Source organism: Rhizobium sp. CF080 (genome assembly GCF_000282095.2).
Classification (GTDB): Bacteria; Pseudomonadota; Alphaproteobacteria; order Rhizobiales; family Rhizobiaceae; genus Neorhizobium.
On record NZ_AKKC02000004.1, the window covers coordinates 1,108,078 to 1,125,685 of the forward strand.

Annotated in this window: 15 protein-coding genes and 1 pseudogene; 11 read left to right on the forward strand and 5 right to left on the reverse strand. The window is 61.6% G+C overall.

What is annotated here, in order from left to right; translation table 11 throughout:
- Positions 1 to 13: 13 nt before the first annotated feature.
- From PMI07_RS12190 to PMI07_RS12200, 3 genes are read left to right on the forward strand one after another with little or no spacing between them, the layout of a single operon-like run.
- Entirely contained in the window at positions 14 to 1,072 is a 1,059-nt protein-coding gene (locus PMI07_RS12190; protein WP_007754108.1) for an AbrB family transcriptional regulator, read from the forward strand.
- Positions 1,073 to 1,126: 54 nt separating this feature from the next.
- Entirely contained in the window at positions 1,127 to 1,564 is a 438-nt protein-coding gene (locus PMI07_RS33550; protein WP_007754110.1) for a RidA family protein, read from the forward strand.
- A gap of 46 nt (positions 1,565 to 1,610) precedes the next feature.
- Positions 1,611 to 3,194 carry a gamma-glutamyltransferase gene (locus PMI07_RS12200; RefSeq protein WP_007754127.1) on the forward strand — a complete coding sequence of 528 codons (1,584 nt, stop codon included), beginning with the start codon at positions 1,611 to 1,613 and terminating at the stop codon, positions 3,192 to 3,194.
- 137 nt (positions 3,195 to 3,331) lie between these two features.
- Here PMI07_RS12200 and PMI07_RS12205 read toward each other — a convergent pair whose 3' ends face one another.
- Positions 3,332 to 4,303, reverse strand: coding sequence for a MurR/RpiR family transcriptional regulator (locus tag PMI07_RS12205; RefSeq protein WP_007754130.1), 972 nt, complete (start codon positions 4,301 to 4,303; stop codon positions 3,332 to 3,334).
- A gap of 117 nt (positions 4,304 to 4,420) precedes the next feature.
- Here PMI07_RS12205 and PMI07_RS12210 point away from each other — a divergent pair, with 117 nt between their 5' ends.
- From PMI07_RS12210 to PMI07_RS36040, 7 genes and pseudogenes are all read left to right on the forward strand, one after another.
- Entirely contained in the window at positions 4,421 to 5,449 is a 1,029-nt protein-coding gene (locus PMI07_RS12210) for an ABC transporter substrate-binding protein (protein ID WP_007754132.1), read from the forward strand.
- Between the two features lie 23 nt (positions 5,450 to 5,472).
- On the forward strand, positions 5,473 to 6,492 hold the full coding sequence (locus PMI07_RS12215) for an ABC transporter substrate-binding protein (RefSeq protein ID WP_007754136.1): 1,020 nt from the start codon (positions 5,473 to 5,475) through the stop codon (positions 6,490 to 6,492).
- Positions 6,493 to 6,511: 19 nt separating this feature from the next.
- Positions 6,512 to 7,906 carry an amidohydrolase family protein gene (locus PMI07_RS12220; protein WP_007754137.1) on the forward strand — a complete coding sequence of 465 codons (1,395 nt, stop codon included), beginning with the start codon at positions 6,512 to 6,514 and terminating at the stop codon, positions 7,904 to 7,906.
- Positions 7,903 to 8,679, forward strand: a complete 777-nt coding sequence (locus PMI07_RS12225; protein ID WP_007754139.1) for an ABC transporter ATP-binding protein — start codon at positions 7,903 to 7,905, stop codon at positions 8,677 to 8,679. The genes PMI07_RS12220 and PMI07_RS12225 overlap by 4 nt, the downstream gene beginning before the upstream one ends.
- Entirely contained in the window at positions 8,676 to 9,437 is a 762-nt protein-coding gene (locus tag PMI07_RS12230; protein WP_007754140.1) for an ABC transporter permease subunit, read from the forward strand. The genes PMI07_RS12225 and PMI07_RS12230 overlap by 4 nt, the downstream gene beginning before the upstream one ends.
- Complete coding sequence (locus PMI07_RS12235; protein WP_007754142.1) at positions 9,437 to 10,186, forward strand: ABC transporter permease subunit; 750 nt, start codon at positions 9,437 to 9,439, stop codon at positions 10,184 to 10,186. The genes PMI07_RS12230 and PMI07_RS12235 overlap by 1 nt, the downstream gene beginning before the upstream one ends.
- Before the next feature lie 31 nt (positions 10,187 to 10,217).
- Positions 10,218 to 10,328: pseudogene (locus PMI07_RS36040) on the forward strand (ATP-binding cassette domain-containing protein); the annotation flags it as partial.
- 57 nt (positions 10,329 to 10,385) lie between these two features.
- Here the strand turns inward: PMI07_RS36040 and PMI07_RS12240 are convergent.
- From PMI07_RS12240 to PMI07_RS12250, 3 genes are read right to left on the reverse strand one after another with little or no spacing between them, the layout of a single operon-like run.
- Positions 10,386 to 11,462 carry a siderophore-interacting protein gene (locus tag PMI07_RS12240; RefSeq protein WP_007754146.1) on the reverse strand — a complete coding sequence of 359 codons (1,077 nt, stop codon included), beginning with the start codon at positions 11,460 to 11,462 and terminating at the stop codon, positions 10,386 to 10,388.
- Positions 11,459 to 12,568: an ABC transporter substrate-binding protein gene (locus PMI07_RS12245; RefSeq protein WP_007754148.1), complete on the reverse strand. Its 1,110-nt coding sequence runs from the start codon at positions 12,566 to 12,568 to the stop codon at positions 11,459 to 11,461. The genes PMI07_RS12240 and PMI07_RS12245 overlap by 4 nt, the downstream gene beginning before the upstream one ends.
- Positions 12,569 to 12,606: 38 nt before the next feature.
- Complete coding sequence (locus PMI07_RS12250) at positions 12,607 to 14,769, reverse strand: TonB-dependent siderophore receptor (protein ID WP_245277129.1); 2,163 nt, start codon at positions 14,767 to 14,769, stop codon at positions 12,607 to 12,609.
- Between the two features lie 249 nt (positions 14,770 to 15,018).
- Between PMI07_RS12250 and PMI07_RS12255 the strand changes: the two genes are divergently transcribed.
- On the forward strand, positions 15,019 to 16,029 hold the full coding sequence (locus PMI07_RS12255) for an AraC family transcriptional regulator (RefSeq protein ID WP_037086228.1): 1,011 nt from the start codon (positions 15,019 to 15,021) through the stop codon (positions 16,027 to 16,029).
- Positions 16,030 to 16,184: 155 nt separating this feature from the next.
- Here the strand turns inward: PMI07_RS12255 and PMI07_RS12260 are convergent, their stop codons facing one another.
- Positions 16,185 to 17,579 carry a PLP-dependent aminotransferase family protein gene (locus PMI07_RS12260; RefSeq protein ID WP_007754155.1) on the reverse strand — a complete coding sequence of 465 codons (1,395 nt, stop codon included), beginning with the start codon at positions 17,577 to 17,579 and terminating at the stop codon, positions 16,185 to 16,187.
- Positions 17,580 to 17,608: the final 29 nt, after the last annotated feature.

The following is a 17,608-nucleotide window of genomic DNA, read 5'->3' on the forward strand; positions in this document are numbered from 1 at the left end:
TGGAGGTGCGGCCATGAAGGTTGGTACGCTCGCCATCCCGGTGCAGTGGCTTCTGCTGCTCGTACCCGGTCTTGTGCTGGGACAACTGCTGCAGCTGCTTTCTCTGCCTGCGGCGCTGATGCTCGGGCCAATGGTGATCGGCATCCTAATGGCTCGGGCGGACAGTACCGTCCGCATTCCGGACGTGCTGCACCGGATGGCGCAGGGGGTCGCCGGATGCCTGATTGCCACCCATCTCGATTCGTCGCTGGTTGGGAAGATAGGCGAGATCTGGCCTGTCGTTATTGTCTTCGCGGCGCTGACTTTCGTCGCGTCCTGCCTCGTCGGCTGGATCTCGGGCCGGACGACAGGCATCGACGGGGAGGTCGCGATCTGGGGATTCATGCCGGGCATGGCAGGCACCGTCATTGCCATGGCGCACGATCAGGGCCTCGACAGCCGAATGGTTGCACTCATTCAGACCGTCCGGCTGATGGTGGTCATCGCAACGATGGTGGTGGCAGCACTTTTCATCGTCGGAGCTTCGGTACCGCATCTCTCCGTAGGACAGGCGCCCGATATCGAATCCGTCGCCGTAGTTCTCGGACTGGCACTGATAGGCACTTTGGCGGCGAAGCATTTGCGGTTCATTCCCTCTGCGGCATCGCTCGTACCCCTGACCCTCGGTGGGGCGCTTCAGCTCGCGCACGTTAACCTCGCGGTGCCGGCATGGCTGGTTGCCCTGGCCTATCTCGCCTTTGGTGCGCATATCGGCCTGCGCATGACGCCCGATCTGCTGCGGACAGGTGCGCGTGCTCTGCCGTCGCTTTTAGGAGCCGCAATCCTACTGATGCTTCTCTGCGCGGCATCGGGGGTCGTGCTTTCGGTCGTTGTGGATGTCGACCTGATGAGTGCGCTTCTGGCGACTGTCCCGGGCAGTATCGATTCCATTGCGTTGATTGCAGTCAACGCGAACGCCGACATGACCTTCGTGATGACCTTGCAGACCATGCGTCTCTTCGCCGTCTCGCTGTTCGCTCCCTTCGTGGCGCGCAGCATGATCCACATCCTTCGCCGGGGGAAGGCGAGCTGATTGCCTGCAGCAGCCCAACTCTCCGACAGCCTTTATCAACGGGAGAACAGACAGATGCACAAGCAAATCATCAAGGCGGACGTTCCGGAAAACGGCGGCGCCTACAACCTCTGCATCCGCTACGGCAACATGCTCTATCTGTCGGGGCTCGCTCCCTTCGACGCCGAGTTCTGTGCCGAGGTCGCTGCCGCGAGGGCGGCGGGCACCAAGGTCCCGCCGATGCCGGATACGCCATTTCCGAAGCAGGTCGAGATCATCATGGAGAATATCAAGAAGCTGGTCGAGGCGGCTGGCTCCAACATGGACTGCCTCCTGAAGACGAATGTCTGGTTGCGTGACCAGACCCAGGCGGAGGAGTTCGAGAAGGTCTATATCAGGTATTTCTCCAGTCGCGAGGCGCTGCCCGCCCGTGCCCGCATGCAGGCCGGCCGCACGCCGATGGATTGCGGCCTGGAGATCGAGGTGATCGCCTACGTCCCGGACGAAGCCTGATATCGCCGCACACTTTCGCTTCCGACAGAATGAGAAGGACCGCGCGATGAGCAATTTCTCCCGAACCCAGCGGATAAGCAAGGACGTGGTCTGGACCGATGGCGGCGTGGTCGCCGCCCATCACCGCACGGCGGCGGAAGTCGGCGCGAAAGTCCTTGCCGAAGGCGGGGATGCAATGGATGCGGCGATTGCCACGTCGTTTGCGATCGGCGTCGTCGAACCTTGGATGAGCGGGCCGATGGGCGGCGGAATGATGACACTTTGGCGTGCAAAGGAGGAGCGGGCCGAGACGATCGAGTTCGGCATGCGCGCGCCTCTCGGCCTCGATATCGCGGATTATCCACTGGTTGCGACCGGCGGTGTCTCCGACCTTTTCACCTGGGCGCGTGTCAGGGACGACCGCAATATCTTCGGGCCGCTGTCGATTGCCGTGCCGGGCCTGGTGGCGGGCATGGAACTCGCGCATCAGCGTTATGCGACGCGCTCCTGGGCCGACCTGCTCGAACCCGCCGTCGCACTGGCACGCAAGGGCATGCTGGTCGATTGGTACGCTTCGCTGATGATCGCCGCCGTGACGCGGCAGCTGGCCAAGGACAAGGATGCGGCAAAGATATTCCTCGTCGATGGCCAATGGCCAAACATTGCCGGCTGGACCGACGTGAAGGAGAGCCGCCTCGACCAGTCGTCAATGGCCTCAGCGCTGCAGCGGCTCGCCGAAGCCGGCCCGCGGGATTTCTACGAGGGACGACTGGCCGAGGCTCTCGTCTCCGACATGGCCGAGAAGTGCTGCCCGCTTTCGGCCGCAGATCTCGCGACCTATCGCGCCCGCGTCAGCCAGACGCGCACAGTGACCTATCGCGGCGATGCGGTGATCCATGCGCCCTCCGGCCTCAGCGCTGGCGCCGACCTGGTCGCCACTCTCAAGCAGATGGAGCGCGAGCTTACGCCCGGGTCAAGCCCGGATGCCGGCAGCTATGTCGCCATGGCAAACGCCCTGCGGGATGCCTACCAGCATCGGCTGAACAATGCCGGCGACGAGGGCAACCACGCCGAAGCGCCGGCCTGCACCACGTCCTTCAGCATCGTCGACAAGCACGGCAATATGGTCAATGTCACACAGACGCTCCTGTCGAAATTCGGCAGCCGGGTCGTTTCGCCTTCGACAGGCATGCTGATGAACAACGGGATCATGTGGTTCGACCCGGAGCAGGGCAAGCCGAACTCGCTCGCCCCAGGCAAGGCGTGCCTGATGAACGTCTGCCCGACAATCGGCCAGTATCGCGGTCGGATGTTCGCGATCGGTGCCGCCGGAGGCCGAAAGATCCTGCCCGCCGTGACCAACCTCATCAGCTACATGGTCGACTACGGGATGACGCTGGAGGAGGCCTTCCATTTCCCACGCATCGATGTGAGTGGTGTTTCGCAGGTTATCGTCGACGAGGACCTGCGGGCCGATATTTGCGCGGCTGTGGAGGCGGTCGTACCGACCCAGACGGCAAAACGAACCGTCCACCCGTATGCCTTCGGCGTGCCGGTCGGTGTCATGCGAGAGAATGGGCGCAACTGCGGCGTGACCGAGATCATGGCGCCATGGGGCGATACTTGCTTGGAGGAAAACAGCCGATCCTGAATCTCGCTGGATCGATTGCGTATTGAATTTAATTTGGAGGGTGCCGGTCCACGATCATCGCCTCGCCCGGCATAGACGGTCGCCAGCGCGTCGCCGATGCCGGTATCACATCGCGAGGATAGTGCGGCGGGGCTTGGTTACGGCCGGTCCTTTTTCCCGGTGGATTTCGAGGGGCGGGGGAGCAGCGCCTTTTCCTCTTCTTCGGGATAGGCAAACCAATAGAAGCCGACGTCGGCAAGACGCTGGGCTGCCGCGGCGGCATCCGGCTTGCGGTTGGCAACACCGGCAATCAGCGCTTCCAGCACGGCGAGAACGGCTGCATCCGATGTGGATGCGAAGCTGCGGCGGGCATGGGCGTAGACGACGACTTTGCCGAGCTTGGCCAGCGGCGAGGTCTGGCTGTCGGTGACGACCAGGATCGGAATATCTTGCTGGTGGGCGAGGCGCGTCATCGACACCGTGTCGCGCAGATAGCGAGGAAAGGCGATGGAGATCACCAGATCTTCCGGGCCGAAGCGTGCCAGATGTCGCGCTGCGGAGAGCGAGCCTCCACCACTTTCCACCACCCGGACATCACAGCCGATCGACTGTAGCCGGTGAGCCATGACGAGGGCCAGGCCGGCCGCGTTGTCGAAGCCGAGGATGAAGATGCGTTTCGCAGCGACGATCATGTCGACCGCCTGTTCTGCGCGGGCCGGGTCAAGATTGCCCAGGGAACCCTGCAAATTGGCGATATCCTCCATCAGCGAGGCAGCCACCACGTCTGGCGTGGTCGATTCCTCGGACAGCTTTCGCCTCAATTTCTCCACCGGTTCGAGCGCCGGCGCCATGCCGCGCAGCAACTCGGCGCGGAATTCCGCATAACCTTCGAAACCCAGCTTGCGCGCGAAACGATTGGCACTCGCAACCGACACGCCGGTGATGTTCACCGTATCGTTGATCGACAGGCCGGCGACCTTCATCGGGTACTTCAACACGTAGTCGGCAAAGGTTCTGAGTGCCTGAGACAGTTCCGGATAGATGGACTCGATGCGCTCGGCGACCACCGAATTCGCCGGCAATCCTGCCGAGAGATAGGGTGCGTCATCGGGTGCCAAGGTGATATCCATTTCGGTCTTGTAAATATTTTTTCATTTGCTATCGTTCTCTGTAATAGTCGGTTACAAGGCTTCCAACAACATCCATATCACGAAATTTTTCGGTCGAAAAAAACAGGGGAACTGACCATGAAATTCGCGTCAAATGCCTTGTCGCGTCGTGCCTTCATGCTGGCGGGAGCGAGCGCCGCAGCTCTCGCAGGATTTTCCGGGTATTCGTTCGCCGCCACGCCCACCAAGGTTACCACGGCGCATGGCTGGATCTCGAACGTCCAGTATTCCGGGTTTTTCCTAGGCATCGAGAAGGGTTATTTCGAAGAATTCGGGGTGAGGGCGGAATTCCTGCCTGGCGGACCCAATACCCCGGATACGCTGGTGTCGCTGTCGGCCGGTCGTGCCGACATCGCCACCGCGAACTGGTTGCCTTTCCTCGACGCCATCCAGAAAGGTAACGAGTTCGTGCTGATCGGCCAGCAATGGGCCAAGAGCCCGGCGGCGGTCATGTCCATGGCCAAGAAGCCGCTTCTCAAGCCGCAGGATATCATCGGCAAGAAGATTCTCATCCAAAACCCGACGGACAAGGAAATCATCAACGCCATTCTCGATGGTGCGGGCCTTCCCCACGACTATACGACGGCGCAGACGGGCTTCTCGCCGGAGCCGCTGCTTGCCGGTGATGGCGATGCCTATCTGGCATTCGCCACCAACCAGCCGATCACGCTGGAAAAGATGGGTCTCGTCGCCGGCAAGGATTTTCACGTCACCCTGCTCGAAGACCTCGGCTACCGGGTTTCCCAGGGGCTGTATCTCACCAGCCGCAAGTTCCTCACGGAAAACCGCCCGGCGGTGGTCGGCTATATGGCCGGTATGATCAAGGGCTGGAAGGCCGCTGCCGCCGACCAGCAGGCGGCGCTGGACACGGTGCTTAAGAAATACGGCGTTGACCTCGGTCTCGACGCCACACAGCAGAAGCGCCAGAACGAGTTGCAGATGCCACTCGTCGTGCCAACGCCCGAGGCAAAAATCTTCGCGCTGAAGCCGGACGCCTTCACTGGCCCGATGACCGTGATCGCCAAGGCCGGCAAACGTACCGTGCCTGAATTCACCCAAATTGCCGATACGACCGTCGTTGACGAAGCGATCAAGAAACTCGGCTGATATTTCGAAAAAGGGATTACCTGATGAAAAAGCTACTCGTATGCGCGGCGATGCTGATCGCCGCGACCGGCACCGCATTGGCTCAGGATGCGCCGAAGGTGAAGGTCCAGCTCGGCTGGATCGGCAATGTTCAATATGGCGAACAGTATATCGCTCTCGAGGATGGGCTCTTCAAGAAACACGGCATCGACGTGACGATCAGCGCCGGCGGCCCCAATGCACCGAGCGCGCTGACCTCGGTCGCAGCGGGCGATGCGGATATCGGTTATACCGGCTGGTTGCCCTTCCTCGATGCAGTCGCCAAAGGCAATGATTACGTGCTGATCGCGGCGCAGATGCAGACCTCGCCGCTCGGCATCATCTCGCTCAAGGACAAGCCGATCCTCAAGCCGGAAGATATCGTCGGCGCGAAGATCCTGGCCCAGGGCCCGAACGAGAAGACCGCGATCGAGGCGACACTGTCGCTCGCCGGCCTGCCCAAGGACAAGTGGACCCAGGTGCCGGCCGGCTTCTCGCCGGAACCGCTGCTCTCCAAGGCGGGCGATGGTTATACCGGCTTTGGAACCAACCAGGCGATCACGCTCGAACAGATGGGCATGGTCAGGGACAAGGACTTCTTCTTCAAAAGCTTCGACGATCTCGGTTTCAAAGGGTACGCCGGCATTGCGTTCACCAGCCGCAAATATCTCAACGAGCATCGCGACCGCGTCGTCGCCTATCTCGAAGGGGTGATCGAGGCCTGGCAGAAGAACGAGAAGGATTTTTCCTACGCACCGAAGCTGATCGTTCAGAAATACGGCGCCGATTACGGCCTCGATATCAAGCAACAGACGCGGCAGAACGAGGTGCAGGCGCCGTACTATCGGCCGGGCGGTGACCCAAATTATCCGATCTACTCGATCAAGCTCGACTATATCGCCGGCCCGATGATGGATGCCGCCCGTGCGACCGGCCGCACCAACCTGCCCGATGCATCGAAGATCGCAGCACCCGACGTTGCGCTGGAGGCGCTCGCCAACATCAAGAAAAAGTCCGGCAACTGAAGAATTGGGAACCGAAGCATTGACGACCACAACCATACCCGAACGCGCCGATATCCTGATCCGGCGTGCCCATATCGTCACACTCGATCCGCAGAACCGGGTTCTGTCTGACGGGGCGCTCGCGATTTCCGGCAACCGGATCACCTGGATCGGCTCCAGCACCGATGCGGCGAGGATCGTCGCATCGGAGGTCATCGACGCCTATGAGCAGATCGTCATGCCAGGCATGATCGATGCGCATTATCACACCGGCCAGCAGTTGCTGCGCGGCAAGCTGCAGGCGATCGGCCGCAAGCGGGTCATCAAGCTGCCGATCTGGAAGAACTATCTCATCCCGTGGGAAAGCTGCCTGGAGCCGGAGGATGTGCATCTCTCCGGCATGGTCGGCTATTCCGACATGATCCAGGTCGGCACCACCTGTTTTGCAGAAGCCGGGGGCCCGCATCCCGACGAGATGGGCCGGGCGGCGGTCGAGGTCGGCATCCGCGGCTTCGTTTCGCAATCGACTGTCGACCAGTCTGCGAATATCGGCGCGACAGTGCCGTCGAACATGCTGTTCACCCATGACGAGGCGCTTGAAAAGAATGTTTCGCTGGTCAATCGCTGGAAAGACGGCGACCGGGTGAGGGCCTGGATGTCGCTCCGGCAAGTGATCGTCTGCTCGCCGGAACTGATCCGCGACATCGCGGCCGAAGCCAAGACCGCCGACGTCAAGATCCATACGCATCTCTGCGAAGGCAGCTACGAGATCGATTACACGGCGGAAAAGTTCGGGCTGCGCCCGACCGAATGGCTGGACAGTCTCGGCGTCCTTTCGCATCGTTTTCACTGCGCCCATTCGGTGCTTCTGTCGGATCGGGAGGTCGATCTCTACCAGAAACACCGCCTTTCCGCCTGCCACTGCGCCTTCGGGAATTATTCCATCGGCCATCCGCGCCTCGTCGAGATGTGGCGACGCGGTATCGATATCGGTCTCGGCACCGATGGTCCCGGCGGCGGCGGTACCCTCGACTTGTTCCAGGTGGCAAAGACCGCACGCATCGGCCAGCAGGCGATCCATTCCTCGACGCTGCACTGGAAGGATCCGATTTCAGCGGAAGAACTGCTGAAGGTCGCTACCCAGGGCGGTGCCAGGGCACTCGGGATCTTCGACCAGGTGGGAACGCTGGAAATCGGCAAGAAGGCCGATATTCTGATTGCCCGGACGGATACGATGGACCATCAACCGATGGAGGACCCACTCTTCGTGGCTGCCTCTGTCCTGGTGGGACGAGATATCGATACCGTGCTGGTCGACGGGCGGATCGTAATGCGCAAGCGCGAGCTGCTGAATGTCGATGTCGAGCGTCTCAAGGCAAGGCTTCAGGAGCGCATGCCGATCATCTCCGAGCGGTTCGAAAGGCTGATCGCATGAGCGGAAGTTCGATCCTTCTGGATCATGTCGGCAAGGACTTCGAGATGGACGACGGCCGCAAGGTCGTCGCCGTCGAGGATGTGCGGCTGGAAATCGGCTCCGGCGAATTCGTGGCCCTGATCGGTCCCTCGGGCTGCGGCAAGAGCACGCTTCTGCGTATGCTTGCCGCGCTGGAACAACCGAGCCGCGGCCGGGTGACGGTGGATGGCAAGGCACCGGAAGAACTGTCCCGCAACCACCGCCTTGGCGTCGCCTTCCAGGATCACGCGCTGCTGCCATGGCTTTCTGTCGAGGCCAATATCGCCCTGCCGTTCCGCATCGCCAACCGGTCCGTCGATCGTGCGCGCATAACCGACCTCATTTCGCTGGTCGGCCTCAAAGGGTTTGAAAAGGCGCGGCCGAGCCAGCTTTCCGGCGGCATGCGCCAGCGCGTCTCGATCGCCCGCGCGCTGGTTCTCAAACCCGACGTGCTGCTCCTCGACGAACCGTTCGGCGCACTCGACGCGGTGACGCGGCGGCAGATGAACCTCGAACTGCAGCGCATCTGGCAGGAGCAGCACATCTCCACCCTGCTGGTGACCCATTCGGTCGACGAGGCGCTGTTTCTCTCTGACCGCGTCGTCGTCATGTCCGGCCGTCCCGGCAGCATCCTCAAGGAGGTCACGGTCCCCTTCGGCCGGCCCCGTAACCCGGAGGTCATGCGTAGCGCCGAGTTCCACGCGCTGGAAGACGAACTCACCGAAGCACTCGAACAGCGCGGGGTAGCGGCTTGATCCGTATCTCCAGACAGCGTGCCCAGGACGTTGCATATGGCGCGATCGGCATCCTGGCCTTCCTGGCATTGTGGGAATATATCGGCGTCAATCAGCTCGCGGGCCTGACATGGCCGCCGCTGAGCACGGTGCTTGCCTATCTCTTCGATCCGTCGCGGCAGGCACTTTTTACCCGGGCGATGAGCGCCAGCTTCTCGATGGTGGGCGCGGGCTATGTCGCAGGCACGCTGATTGGCGTAGTGCTGGCTTGCGTCGCGCATCTGGTTGTGCCGCTCCGGGAAGGGCTCGGGCGGTTTTCCTCCGTGGTCCATTCCATCCCATCGATCGCGCTGGCGCCGCTGTTCATCATCCTGCTCAGCAAGGACTGGTCGGGCATGGCGATCGCCACGCTGAATGTCTATTTCATCGTCTTCATCGCCACCCAGTCGGGGCTTGCCGCAGCGACGCGGGCACATCACAACGTCTTCACCACGCTCGGCTCCGGCCGTCTCACGCGTCTTGTCCGGCTCGAAGCGCCGGCAGCTTTACCCTCCATCGTGTCCGGGCTGAAATATGCGGTTCCCGCCGCCTTCATCGGCGCGATCATCGGAGAGTGGTTCGGAGCGACCCGCGGTCTCGGCCTGCTGATGGTCTCCGCCATGCAGAACTTCCAGATCCCGCTTCTGTGGAGCGCGGTGCTGCTGACGTCCGCCGGTTCGCTCGTCTCCTTCGGCCTGATGTCGCTTGTCGAGCGTTATGTCTATGCGAGGTATCGCTGATGCCCGGCCTCCTCAAATCAGCCTTCAGCCGCTATTGGGGCGTATTGCTGATCCTCATTCTCTGGCAGGCATGGGTCACGCTCGGCGAACTCAACGCCATCGTCATGCCGCAGCCGATCGATGTGGTCGTCGATCTCGTCACCAACCCCGGCATCTATCTGCAGAACGGCGTCCAGACGTTGGCGCTCGCGGCAGGCGGCCTGTTGCTCGGCATGACGCTCGGCAGTCTGATCGCCATCGCCTGCTGGTTCTCGCGGCTTGCCACCGGCATGCTGGTACCGCTGGCGATGATTTTCTCCTCGGTGCCAGTCGTGGCGCTGATACCGGTCATCGCCCGGTTGCTCGGCTACGATATCCGCACGGTGCTGGCGATCGTCGTGATCGTCTCCTTCTTTCCGGCCTTCGTCTTTACCTCCGCGGGCATGCGCGCCCTGCCGCCGGGTTCGGAAGATCTCTTCCGCGTGCTCGGCGCAACGCGAAAGTCACGCTTCCTGCACATGGCTTTGCCGGCCGCCGTGCCTAGTTGGATGATCGCGCTGAGGCTCGCAGCACCTTCGGCGGTGCTTTCCGCCATGCTCGCGGAATTCCTGATGGGGCAGAGCGGCCTGGGTTATATGTTCCGGGCGGCGGCCGGCGATTTCGCCACCGAGCGGGCCTTCGGTACGTCGGTCATTGCCACCGCCGTTTCGGTCATCACCTTCACCCTGACGCTGCGCGCAGAACGCGCTGTCAACGAACGCTGGCGCTGAGGATTTCATGCGAGCATATATCTTGCGGCAACTTTCCGGCGGTGAGCGCCAGCGCATTGCCATCGCGAGAGCGATCCTCAAGGACGCGCCGGTCGTGATCCTCGATGAGGCGACATCTGCGCTCGACCCCGAAAACGAGGATGATATGCCCGGCACAGGTTGGAAGTTCTGATCACGCGCTCCTCCTCTCCCGCGACAATTAATCCTCGATTTTGCCCTTTCGCCAGTATGAGACGACGAGCTGCTCATCCTTTGCCAACCTCCGGTCCCGGCGAAGATGCTCGCGAATCTGCCGGAAGGCCTCGAATTCGCAGGCCGCCCAAGCATAGATTCTCTCCCCCTCGGCGGGAAATTCCAGGCTGCGGATCGCTTCGGTCAGAAGCGAGCCGGGTGCATCACCCGTCTCCTTGCGACAGAGCCAGCGAATCTCGGCGGGGACGGATGGGGCAAGCGGCTGGATTTCCTGCCGGTCTTCGACCTCGATCAGGATCACGGCACGTGAGCCGGCCGGGAGATTTTCCGCCATGCGCGCGATCGCCGGCAGCGCCGTTTCGTCGCCAGCCAGCAGATACCAGTCGGCCTCGACCAAACCGCCGCCGCCCGGGCCGATCACACCGACCACATCGCCTTTCTTCGCCCGTTCGGCAAAGGTGGAGCCGGGGCCGGCATCGGCGTGGCGCACGAAGTCGATCTCCATCGTGCCTGCCGCAGGGTCTACGGAGCGCACGGTATATTTGCGGGCGGCAGGCCGCTTGGTCGGGTCCGGCCAGTGGATCAGCCCGTTCGGACCCACTTCAGGCCATTGCGGCTCGGCAACGTCCTCGCGCTGCAGAAGCAGGTTGAGATGCAGGGCATCGAGCGGCAGGAAGCGATGCACATCTGCGCTCTCGAAAGTGATGCGCCGCATCTTGGGCGTCAACTCGGTGATCCCGGTCACCTGAAGTCGGCTGAAATTCGGCGGGCGCGAAATCTCTGCCCCGTCTCCCTCCCAGCGGATAGCAAGCTCCGGCTCCCCGGCGAACTCGAGAATATGCGAAGCGACGGCGAGCCGCATGAAATAGAGACCTTCGAGATCGGGCGAGATCACATTGATGACGGTCTGGGGGCCGTCGCGGGAGATACGCGCCTGCGAGCCGCCGAAGCGCAGAATGTGGTCACCGTCCTCGCGCTCATGCTTGGCATTGTGTTCCAGCAGATGGGCGCAGACCTCGGCGATGACCGCATCGGCATTCGCCAAGCGCAGCCGCGTCGAGGCTTCCAGATATGTCGCCGTCATGGCGTCTCCCCCAATTCGATCCAAAACGTTCCTTCGAGCGGCACCGCGAGGAAGCGCTGGTTGATCTCATCAAGCGTTCCCGCCGGATCGAGGTCGGTGAAGAGTTCCGGATGAACCCATTTGGCAAAACACTCGAAGGCAAGGATGCTGAGCGCCGAAATGGCAAGCTGATGCGAGATGCCGTAGGCGCGCTTTCCACGCACCGCAGTCAGTTCCTTGCGCACACCCTGCGAGAGTACGGCCTGAAGCGAAGCCCGTGCGCTCGCGGCATCCATGCCGCCGCCAAGCACGAGGCCGCCCTGGCCGGCAAGATGCGGCCCGCCGGTGCCGATATAGACGGGTGGATCCTCGCCGATCACCGCTTCGGGACTAAGACGCCCTTCATAGCCGGGAATGATATCAGCCCCGAGGCTCCGGCCACCGGCAAGAGTGAGATAATCGGTCAGCCGGTTGGCACCCCCCGGCACGGAACAGCATTCAGTGCCGGCAAAGGCGTCCATCAGGACGAGAGGACGCGTTTTGACAGATGCCAGCCGGTCTACGACGGCCTGGTAATGCGAAAGCATATAGGCCGAAAAGGCATCGGCTTCAGGCTCCCGGCCGAGCGCCTTGCCCAGAAGGTCGATGGAAAAGGCGATCGCTTCGGCCGGGTTGCGGGCACTCTTGCCGGGCGCATCGAGGAAGATGGTCGGTACGCCGGCGGCTTCCAGTGCGGCTGCGATCTCCTGCCAGCCCGGATCCCAAAGGCTGACGACGAACACGTCTGGATCGGCGCTGAGCAGGCTCTCCAAGTTGGTGTTGGACGGAACGACGCCGCCCACGACGGGGACGGCATCGATCGTGGGAAAACGCTGACGGAAGCTCTCATAGACGCCACGGTCGAGACGGCGCGGTGCTGCCCAGCCGGCAATCTTCGACACCGGATCGCGTTCGATCAGGGCAAGCTCCAGCAACAGCAGGCTCTCATTGGTGACGATGCGCTCGGCTGGTTTTGCGAGCCGCACCTGCCGGCCTGCCGCATCGCGCAGCAGGATTTCCGCTTTGCCGGTATCCGCCCAGAAGAGCGTCAGCACCAGGAGCGGAAAGAACAGGAAGCGAGCTGCCATGACGGCTGCACTGCTCGAATTCCGAAATTGCATGTTCATTACCATGTGTATTTCAGGCTCGCGGTGATCGTTCTGCCTGCCCCGTAATTGCAGCTTCCGCCGGTCAGGTTGAGGCAGTGCGAGACATATTTCTCATCGAACAGGTTGGAGACGTTGACCTGCAGCTTCGTTCCCTGAAATTCCGGCTTGATGGCGCCGAAATCATAGGAGGCGCCGATATCGACGAGCGTACGAGCGGGTATGCGCAGTTCGTCCAGGTAGGTCACATCCGTCTGGTAGGCCGACATGTAACGCACGCCGGCGCTGAGCGACAGGCCCTCCACCATGCTCGGCCGGTAGTTCAGCCACAAGCTCGCTTGATGTTTCGGCAGGCGTAGCACCTCGTTGCCGACGGCCACCACATTGCTCGATTCCAGCACTTCGGAGTCCGAATAGGCGTAGGAGGCGAGCACATCGAGCTCCGGCGTCAGCTCGTACTTGCCTTCAAGCTCGATGCCGCGCACGCGCTGCTTGCCGTCCTGCGCATAACCTGCGGGACTGGCAGGCCGCGGACCGACCGGGGTCAGCGCATTACGCAAATCGAGATTGAAGAAGGACACATTGATCATGCCGCGCCCTTCGACCGGCTCGTATTTGACGCCGACTTCGAACTGCTCGGCCTCCTGCGCTTTGAAGGGGTTGCCGGAGATATCCGTGCCCATGACGGGCAGGAAGGCGGTGGAATAGCTGACGTAGGGCGCGAGGCCATTGTCGAAGAGGTAGGTCAGACCGGCGCGCCAGGTCAGCGCCTTGTCGTCGGTCGTCACCGTCCTGTTCGACAGCCGGTTGCGGGATTCGATATCGGACATGTCATAGCGCAGTCCGAAGGTGCCGAGCCAGCCGCCAGCGCGGATCTGGTCTTGCATGTAGAGCCCCACTTGGTTCTGTGTCTGCATGCCGGAGGCCGTAACCGGCGCGACGGGGAAAACATAGCCATAGACCGGATCGAGATAATCGATGCCGGGGACGAAGGTGCCAAAGCCGGTATTGCCGAAGTTGGTGCTGGATTTGCCGTGCACATAGTCGATGCCAAACAGTGCGGTGTGATCGAAGCTGCCGGTCTCGAATTTTGCCTCCACCTGAGTGTCGACCGCGAAGCTGGAGCTCCAGTCGTCGGAAATGGCCGTCACGCGGCTGAGATCGCTTGTCGGCGGCGAGGTAACGGCAAAGGCAGGATTGACCAGAACCAGATCCATATGCTGGTCGGAGCGGCCGTAGCGCAGGTTCTGGCGCACTGTCCAGGTCTCGTCGAAGGAATGTTCGAACTCGTAGCCCGCATGATAATAATCGCGCCGGAAGCCGCCCCAACTCGGGTCGCCCAGGAAGACATCGCGTGGGATCTGTCCGTCGGGATTGGGCAGCAGCGTGCCATAGGCCGGGTAGAAGCGTGGATTGAAGACCGGGTCGTCGTGCTGATAGTAGCCGTAGAGCGTCAGCGAGGTGTCGCCATCGGGCGACCATGTGAGGCTCGGGGCGATCATACCCTGCCGGTCGCGCTCGTGGTCAATCTGCGTGTGCATGTTGCGCGCCTGGCCGAGCAGCCGGTAGGACCATACGCCATCCTCGGTGATCGGCCCGGTCGTATCGAAGGAGGCCTGGACGCCGCCGAAACCGGAGGTGCCGATCGAGACTTCGTTGTGGGGTGTCGTCTGTGGCCTCTTGCTCACCTGGTTGACGAGGCCGCCTGGCACGGTGCGCCCGTAGAGCACCGAGGCTGGCCCCTTGATCACCTCGACCCGCTCAAGCGCATAGGGATTGATGGTCGGCGTCGAATAATTGTTCGGATCACCCGGCATCGCCAGCCCGTCGAGCCACATCATGCCGTAGGTGTTGAAGCCGCGGATATAAAGCCAGTCGTAACGGATGTCGTAGCCATTCGATTCGGCAAAGACACCAGGGGTATACCGCAGCGACTCCGAAACCGTATTGGCGCCCTGCTCGGCGATCTGGTCACGGGTAACCACGCTGACCGCCTGGGGCGTCTCGCGCAAGGCCGTATCTGTTTTGGAAGCGGTGGTACTGCGCTTGGCGACAATGCCTTCATCCGGCCCCTTGGGTGATCCGCTTTGAATAACGATCGGCTGTAACGTCGTGTCCTGCCGCGCCTCCTGGGCAAAGACCACGACCGGCAGGGCAAACAGCGCCATTGATGTCAGAAGCAAGCCGAGCGGGCGGCTTGCTCCATCGGCACTGTCATTCTTTCCAACTCGCTTGCACTGCCCCACTTTATCGCCCCATCGTCTTCACAGTCACATTTGCCTTAAACTTGATTTACCTTGTCAAGTTAATGTAGCATTATGAAAATCGGCTGCTCGTGAGCAAGGGCTGAACTTTTGCGGAACGATGTCAGATCTTTGCCAGCCGATGAAATCGCGCGTGGATTTCAAAACCGACGGGATGCGGAAGTACGGATGAACGCAAGCCAAGACAGGGCGCAGCCCATGGCTTCACCGCGCAGGCGCTTTCGCGTACGCGATTTCCTGGAGCGCAAAGGCGTGACGCTGGAGAGCCCCGACGACAGGCTCACCATGGAAGACACGCTGATGGAGGGCGACTTCTTCCATCAGGAACTCCGGCGTGGGCTGTTCCTGCATCTGAGCGACGCCATGGAGGCGCGCGCCTTCACCGCTTCCTCCCATGTGCAGGAGGGTCTCTCCTGCATCTTCTTTCTCGACGGCGAAGTAGGGCTGAAGATCGGTGACCGGCATTTTGCATTTGACGGATGCCGTAACGGCACGGTGGAAGGCACCGCCATCATGAGCGCTCGCCCGGACAGCTTCGAACGCCAGTCGCACGGCGCTCAGCGGCTGCGTCATCTCGTCGTCTCCGCCTCTCCGGAATGGTTGGATCTGGAAGGACTGCAGGGGCATGCAGGCACGGGTTCCGCCCATCACCTCTTCAGCGGACATCTTGCCAGCCAGCGCTGGCGCCTCACCCCGCGGGCCATAGAGCTCGTCGGCCAACTCACCAATGCACCGGAGCTGACGCCGGCGCTACGCAATCTCTATCTGGAGGCGCGCACCATCGAACTCGTCGGAGAAGCGCTCTCAGCCCTGCTGCGCACCGATATCGACAACAAGGTCGGCGATGCGCTGACGCAGCAGGATCTGATCCGCCTCAAGCGCGCCAGAGATTTTATCGAGGCCAACCTGATGGCCGCCTTGAGCGTCGAAATGATCGGACGGGAAGCCGGCATCAATCCAAGCGGGCTGCAGCGTCTCTTCCGTCTGGCCGAAGGAATGAGCGTATTCGGCTATGTCCGTAAGCTCCGGCTGGAGCAGGCGTTCACAGCGCTGCAAGCAGGTGAGATGACCATCCCCGAGGCAAGTCTATTCGCCGGTTATTCAAGCCCCGCCAATTTCTCCACCGCCTTCCGTCATCGCTTTGGTGTATCTCCGCGAACGACTCGCCGGGGCAAGTAAAAAGCGTACCAAGCGCGCCCGGTTAGCAACTCGACACTTAGAAGAGGGGCCTGTGCGCGGGGCGCCAGATACACGAACAGGACACGCACCAACTGGTAGCTTCGCAGATATGGAAATCAGCGACGATACCGCAAGTGAATAACGACCGAATATCACTAGCTTAAGTTCTTTGCCAAAAAACTATAAAATCGTTCATCAACCGCGCGTGCAACGTTAAGCCTTATTCCTGATGCTATGGCATTGTTCTTGTTCAGGCAGAAAACGCTTCCCGGTGCAATGAAGATACTTTCCCTGGCGCCACGTCTGGCGAACTCTATGTCGTCGATCTGCTCGGGCAGCAGAAGGTACAGATAATATCCACCGCCATTGCCGGCAAAGACCTCACATCCCAGAAGCTTGAGCTTCTGAAGAAGCTGGATTGCCGCCCCGTCGATCCGGCTCGCCAATCGTTTTAGGTGCCTGTCATAGTGTCCCTCGACCAGCAGCCGATGGATCAGCCGCTCGACATGGCCGGAACTGTTGACGGTGGTCAGCATCTTCAATTCGGCAAGCGCGCCGATCTGCTGACGGTTGCCGACGATGTAGCCGGCGCGAAGGCTCGCCGACAGCGTCTTGGAAAATGTCCCGACGGACATCACGCGGTTGAGCTGGTCGAGCGTGACCAGGCGGCTCGGCACGCTTGGTGCCAGATCGGCAAACGGATCGTCCTCGACGATCGTTACGTTGTGCACCGCAGCGGCATTCAACAGAGCATGTGCGACGGGCAGGCTCGTCGAGCTGCCGGTCGGATTGTGCCCGATCGATTGGGTGAAGAACAGCCGCGGGCGTTCGGCTGTCGCCTTCGCCACAAAATCGTTGACATCGGGGCCTTCCGGCGTGCGCCGGACGCCGAGCATGCGAACCTGCGCGAGCTTGAGCTTGGCGAACAGCGGATAATAGCCGGGCTCGTCGACAAGCACGACGTCGCCAGGAGACAGGAAGGCCCGAACGATGAGATCAAGTGCGTGGTTAGCGCCGAAGGTCAGCAGGATTTCATCTTCCGAAGCCCTCAAGTGCTGGGCCGCCAGACGTTTCGATATTTCTCCCCGGAGTGCCGGGAAGCCAAGCGCCGAACCGTAGGCGTCCATACCCGCCGTATGGCCTCGTCCGAAGAAGCCGAGATGGCGTTTGATTTCCGATTCCTCGGTCCACGACGGGGGCGGACGGCCGTCACCCACGCGGATCTCGAAATTTTCCTCGAGCTGGGCGCTCAGCAGCGACGCGATATCCACGGCCTCCGCGACATGCCGAGGGCGGCCGCTCCGATCGGCATCCTGCGGCACGCAGACCTCGAAGCCGGACCCCGGCCGCGATGTCGCGTAACCGGATGCCACAAGCCGATCATAGACTTCGATGACCGTGTTCTTGGAGACACCGTAGCGGTCCGCCGCCTTGCGGATGGACATGAGCCGGCTTCCCACAGGAGGCTGGCCCCGCAGGATTTCGTCGGTCAGCTGCGCCGTCAGCCTGTCGACCAGAGTGCCGGGTTGCTTGAGATCGCCGTCGACCATTGCCACCGATACCTCCCGTATGGGTACAG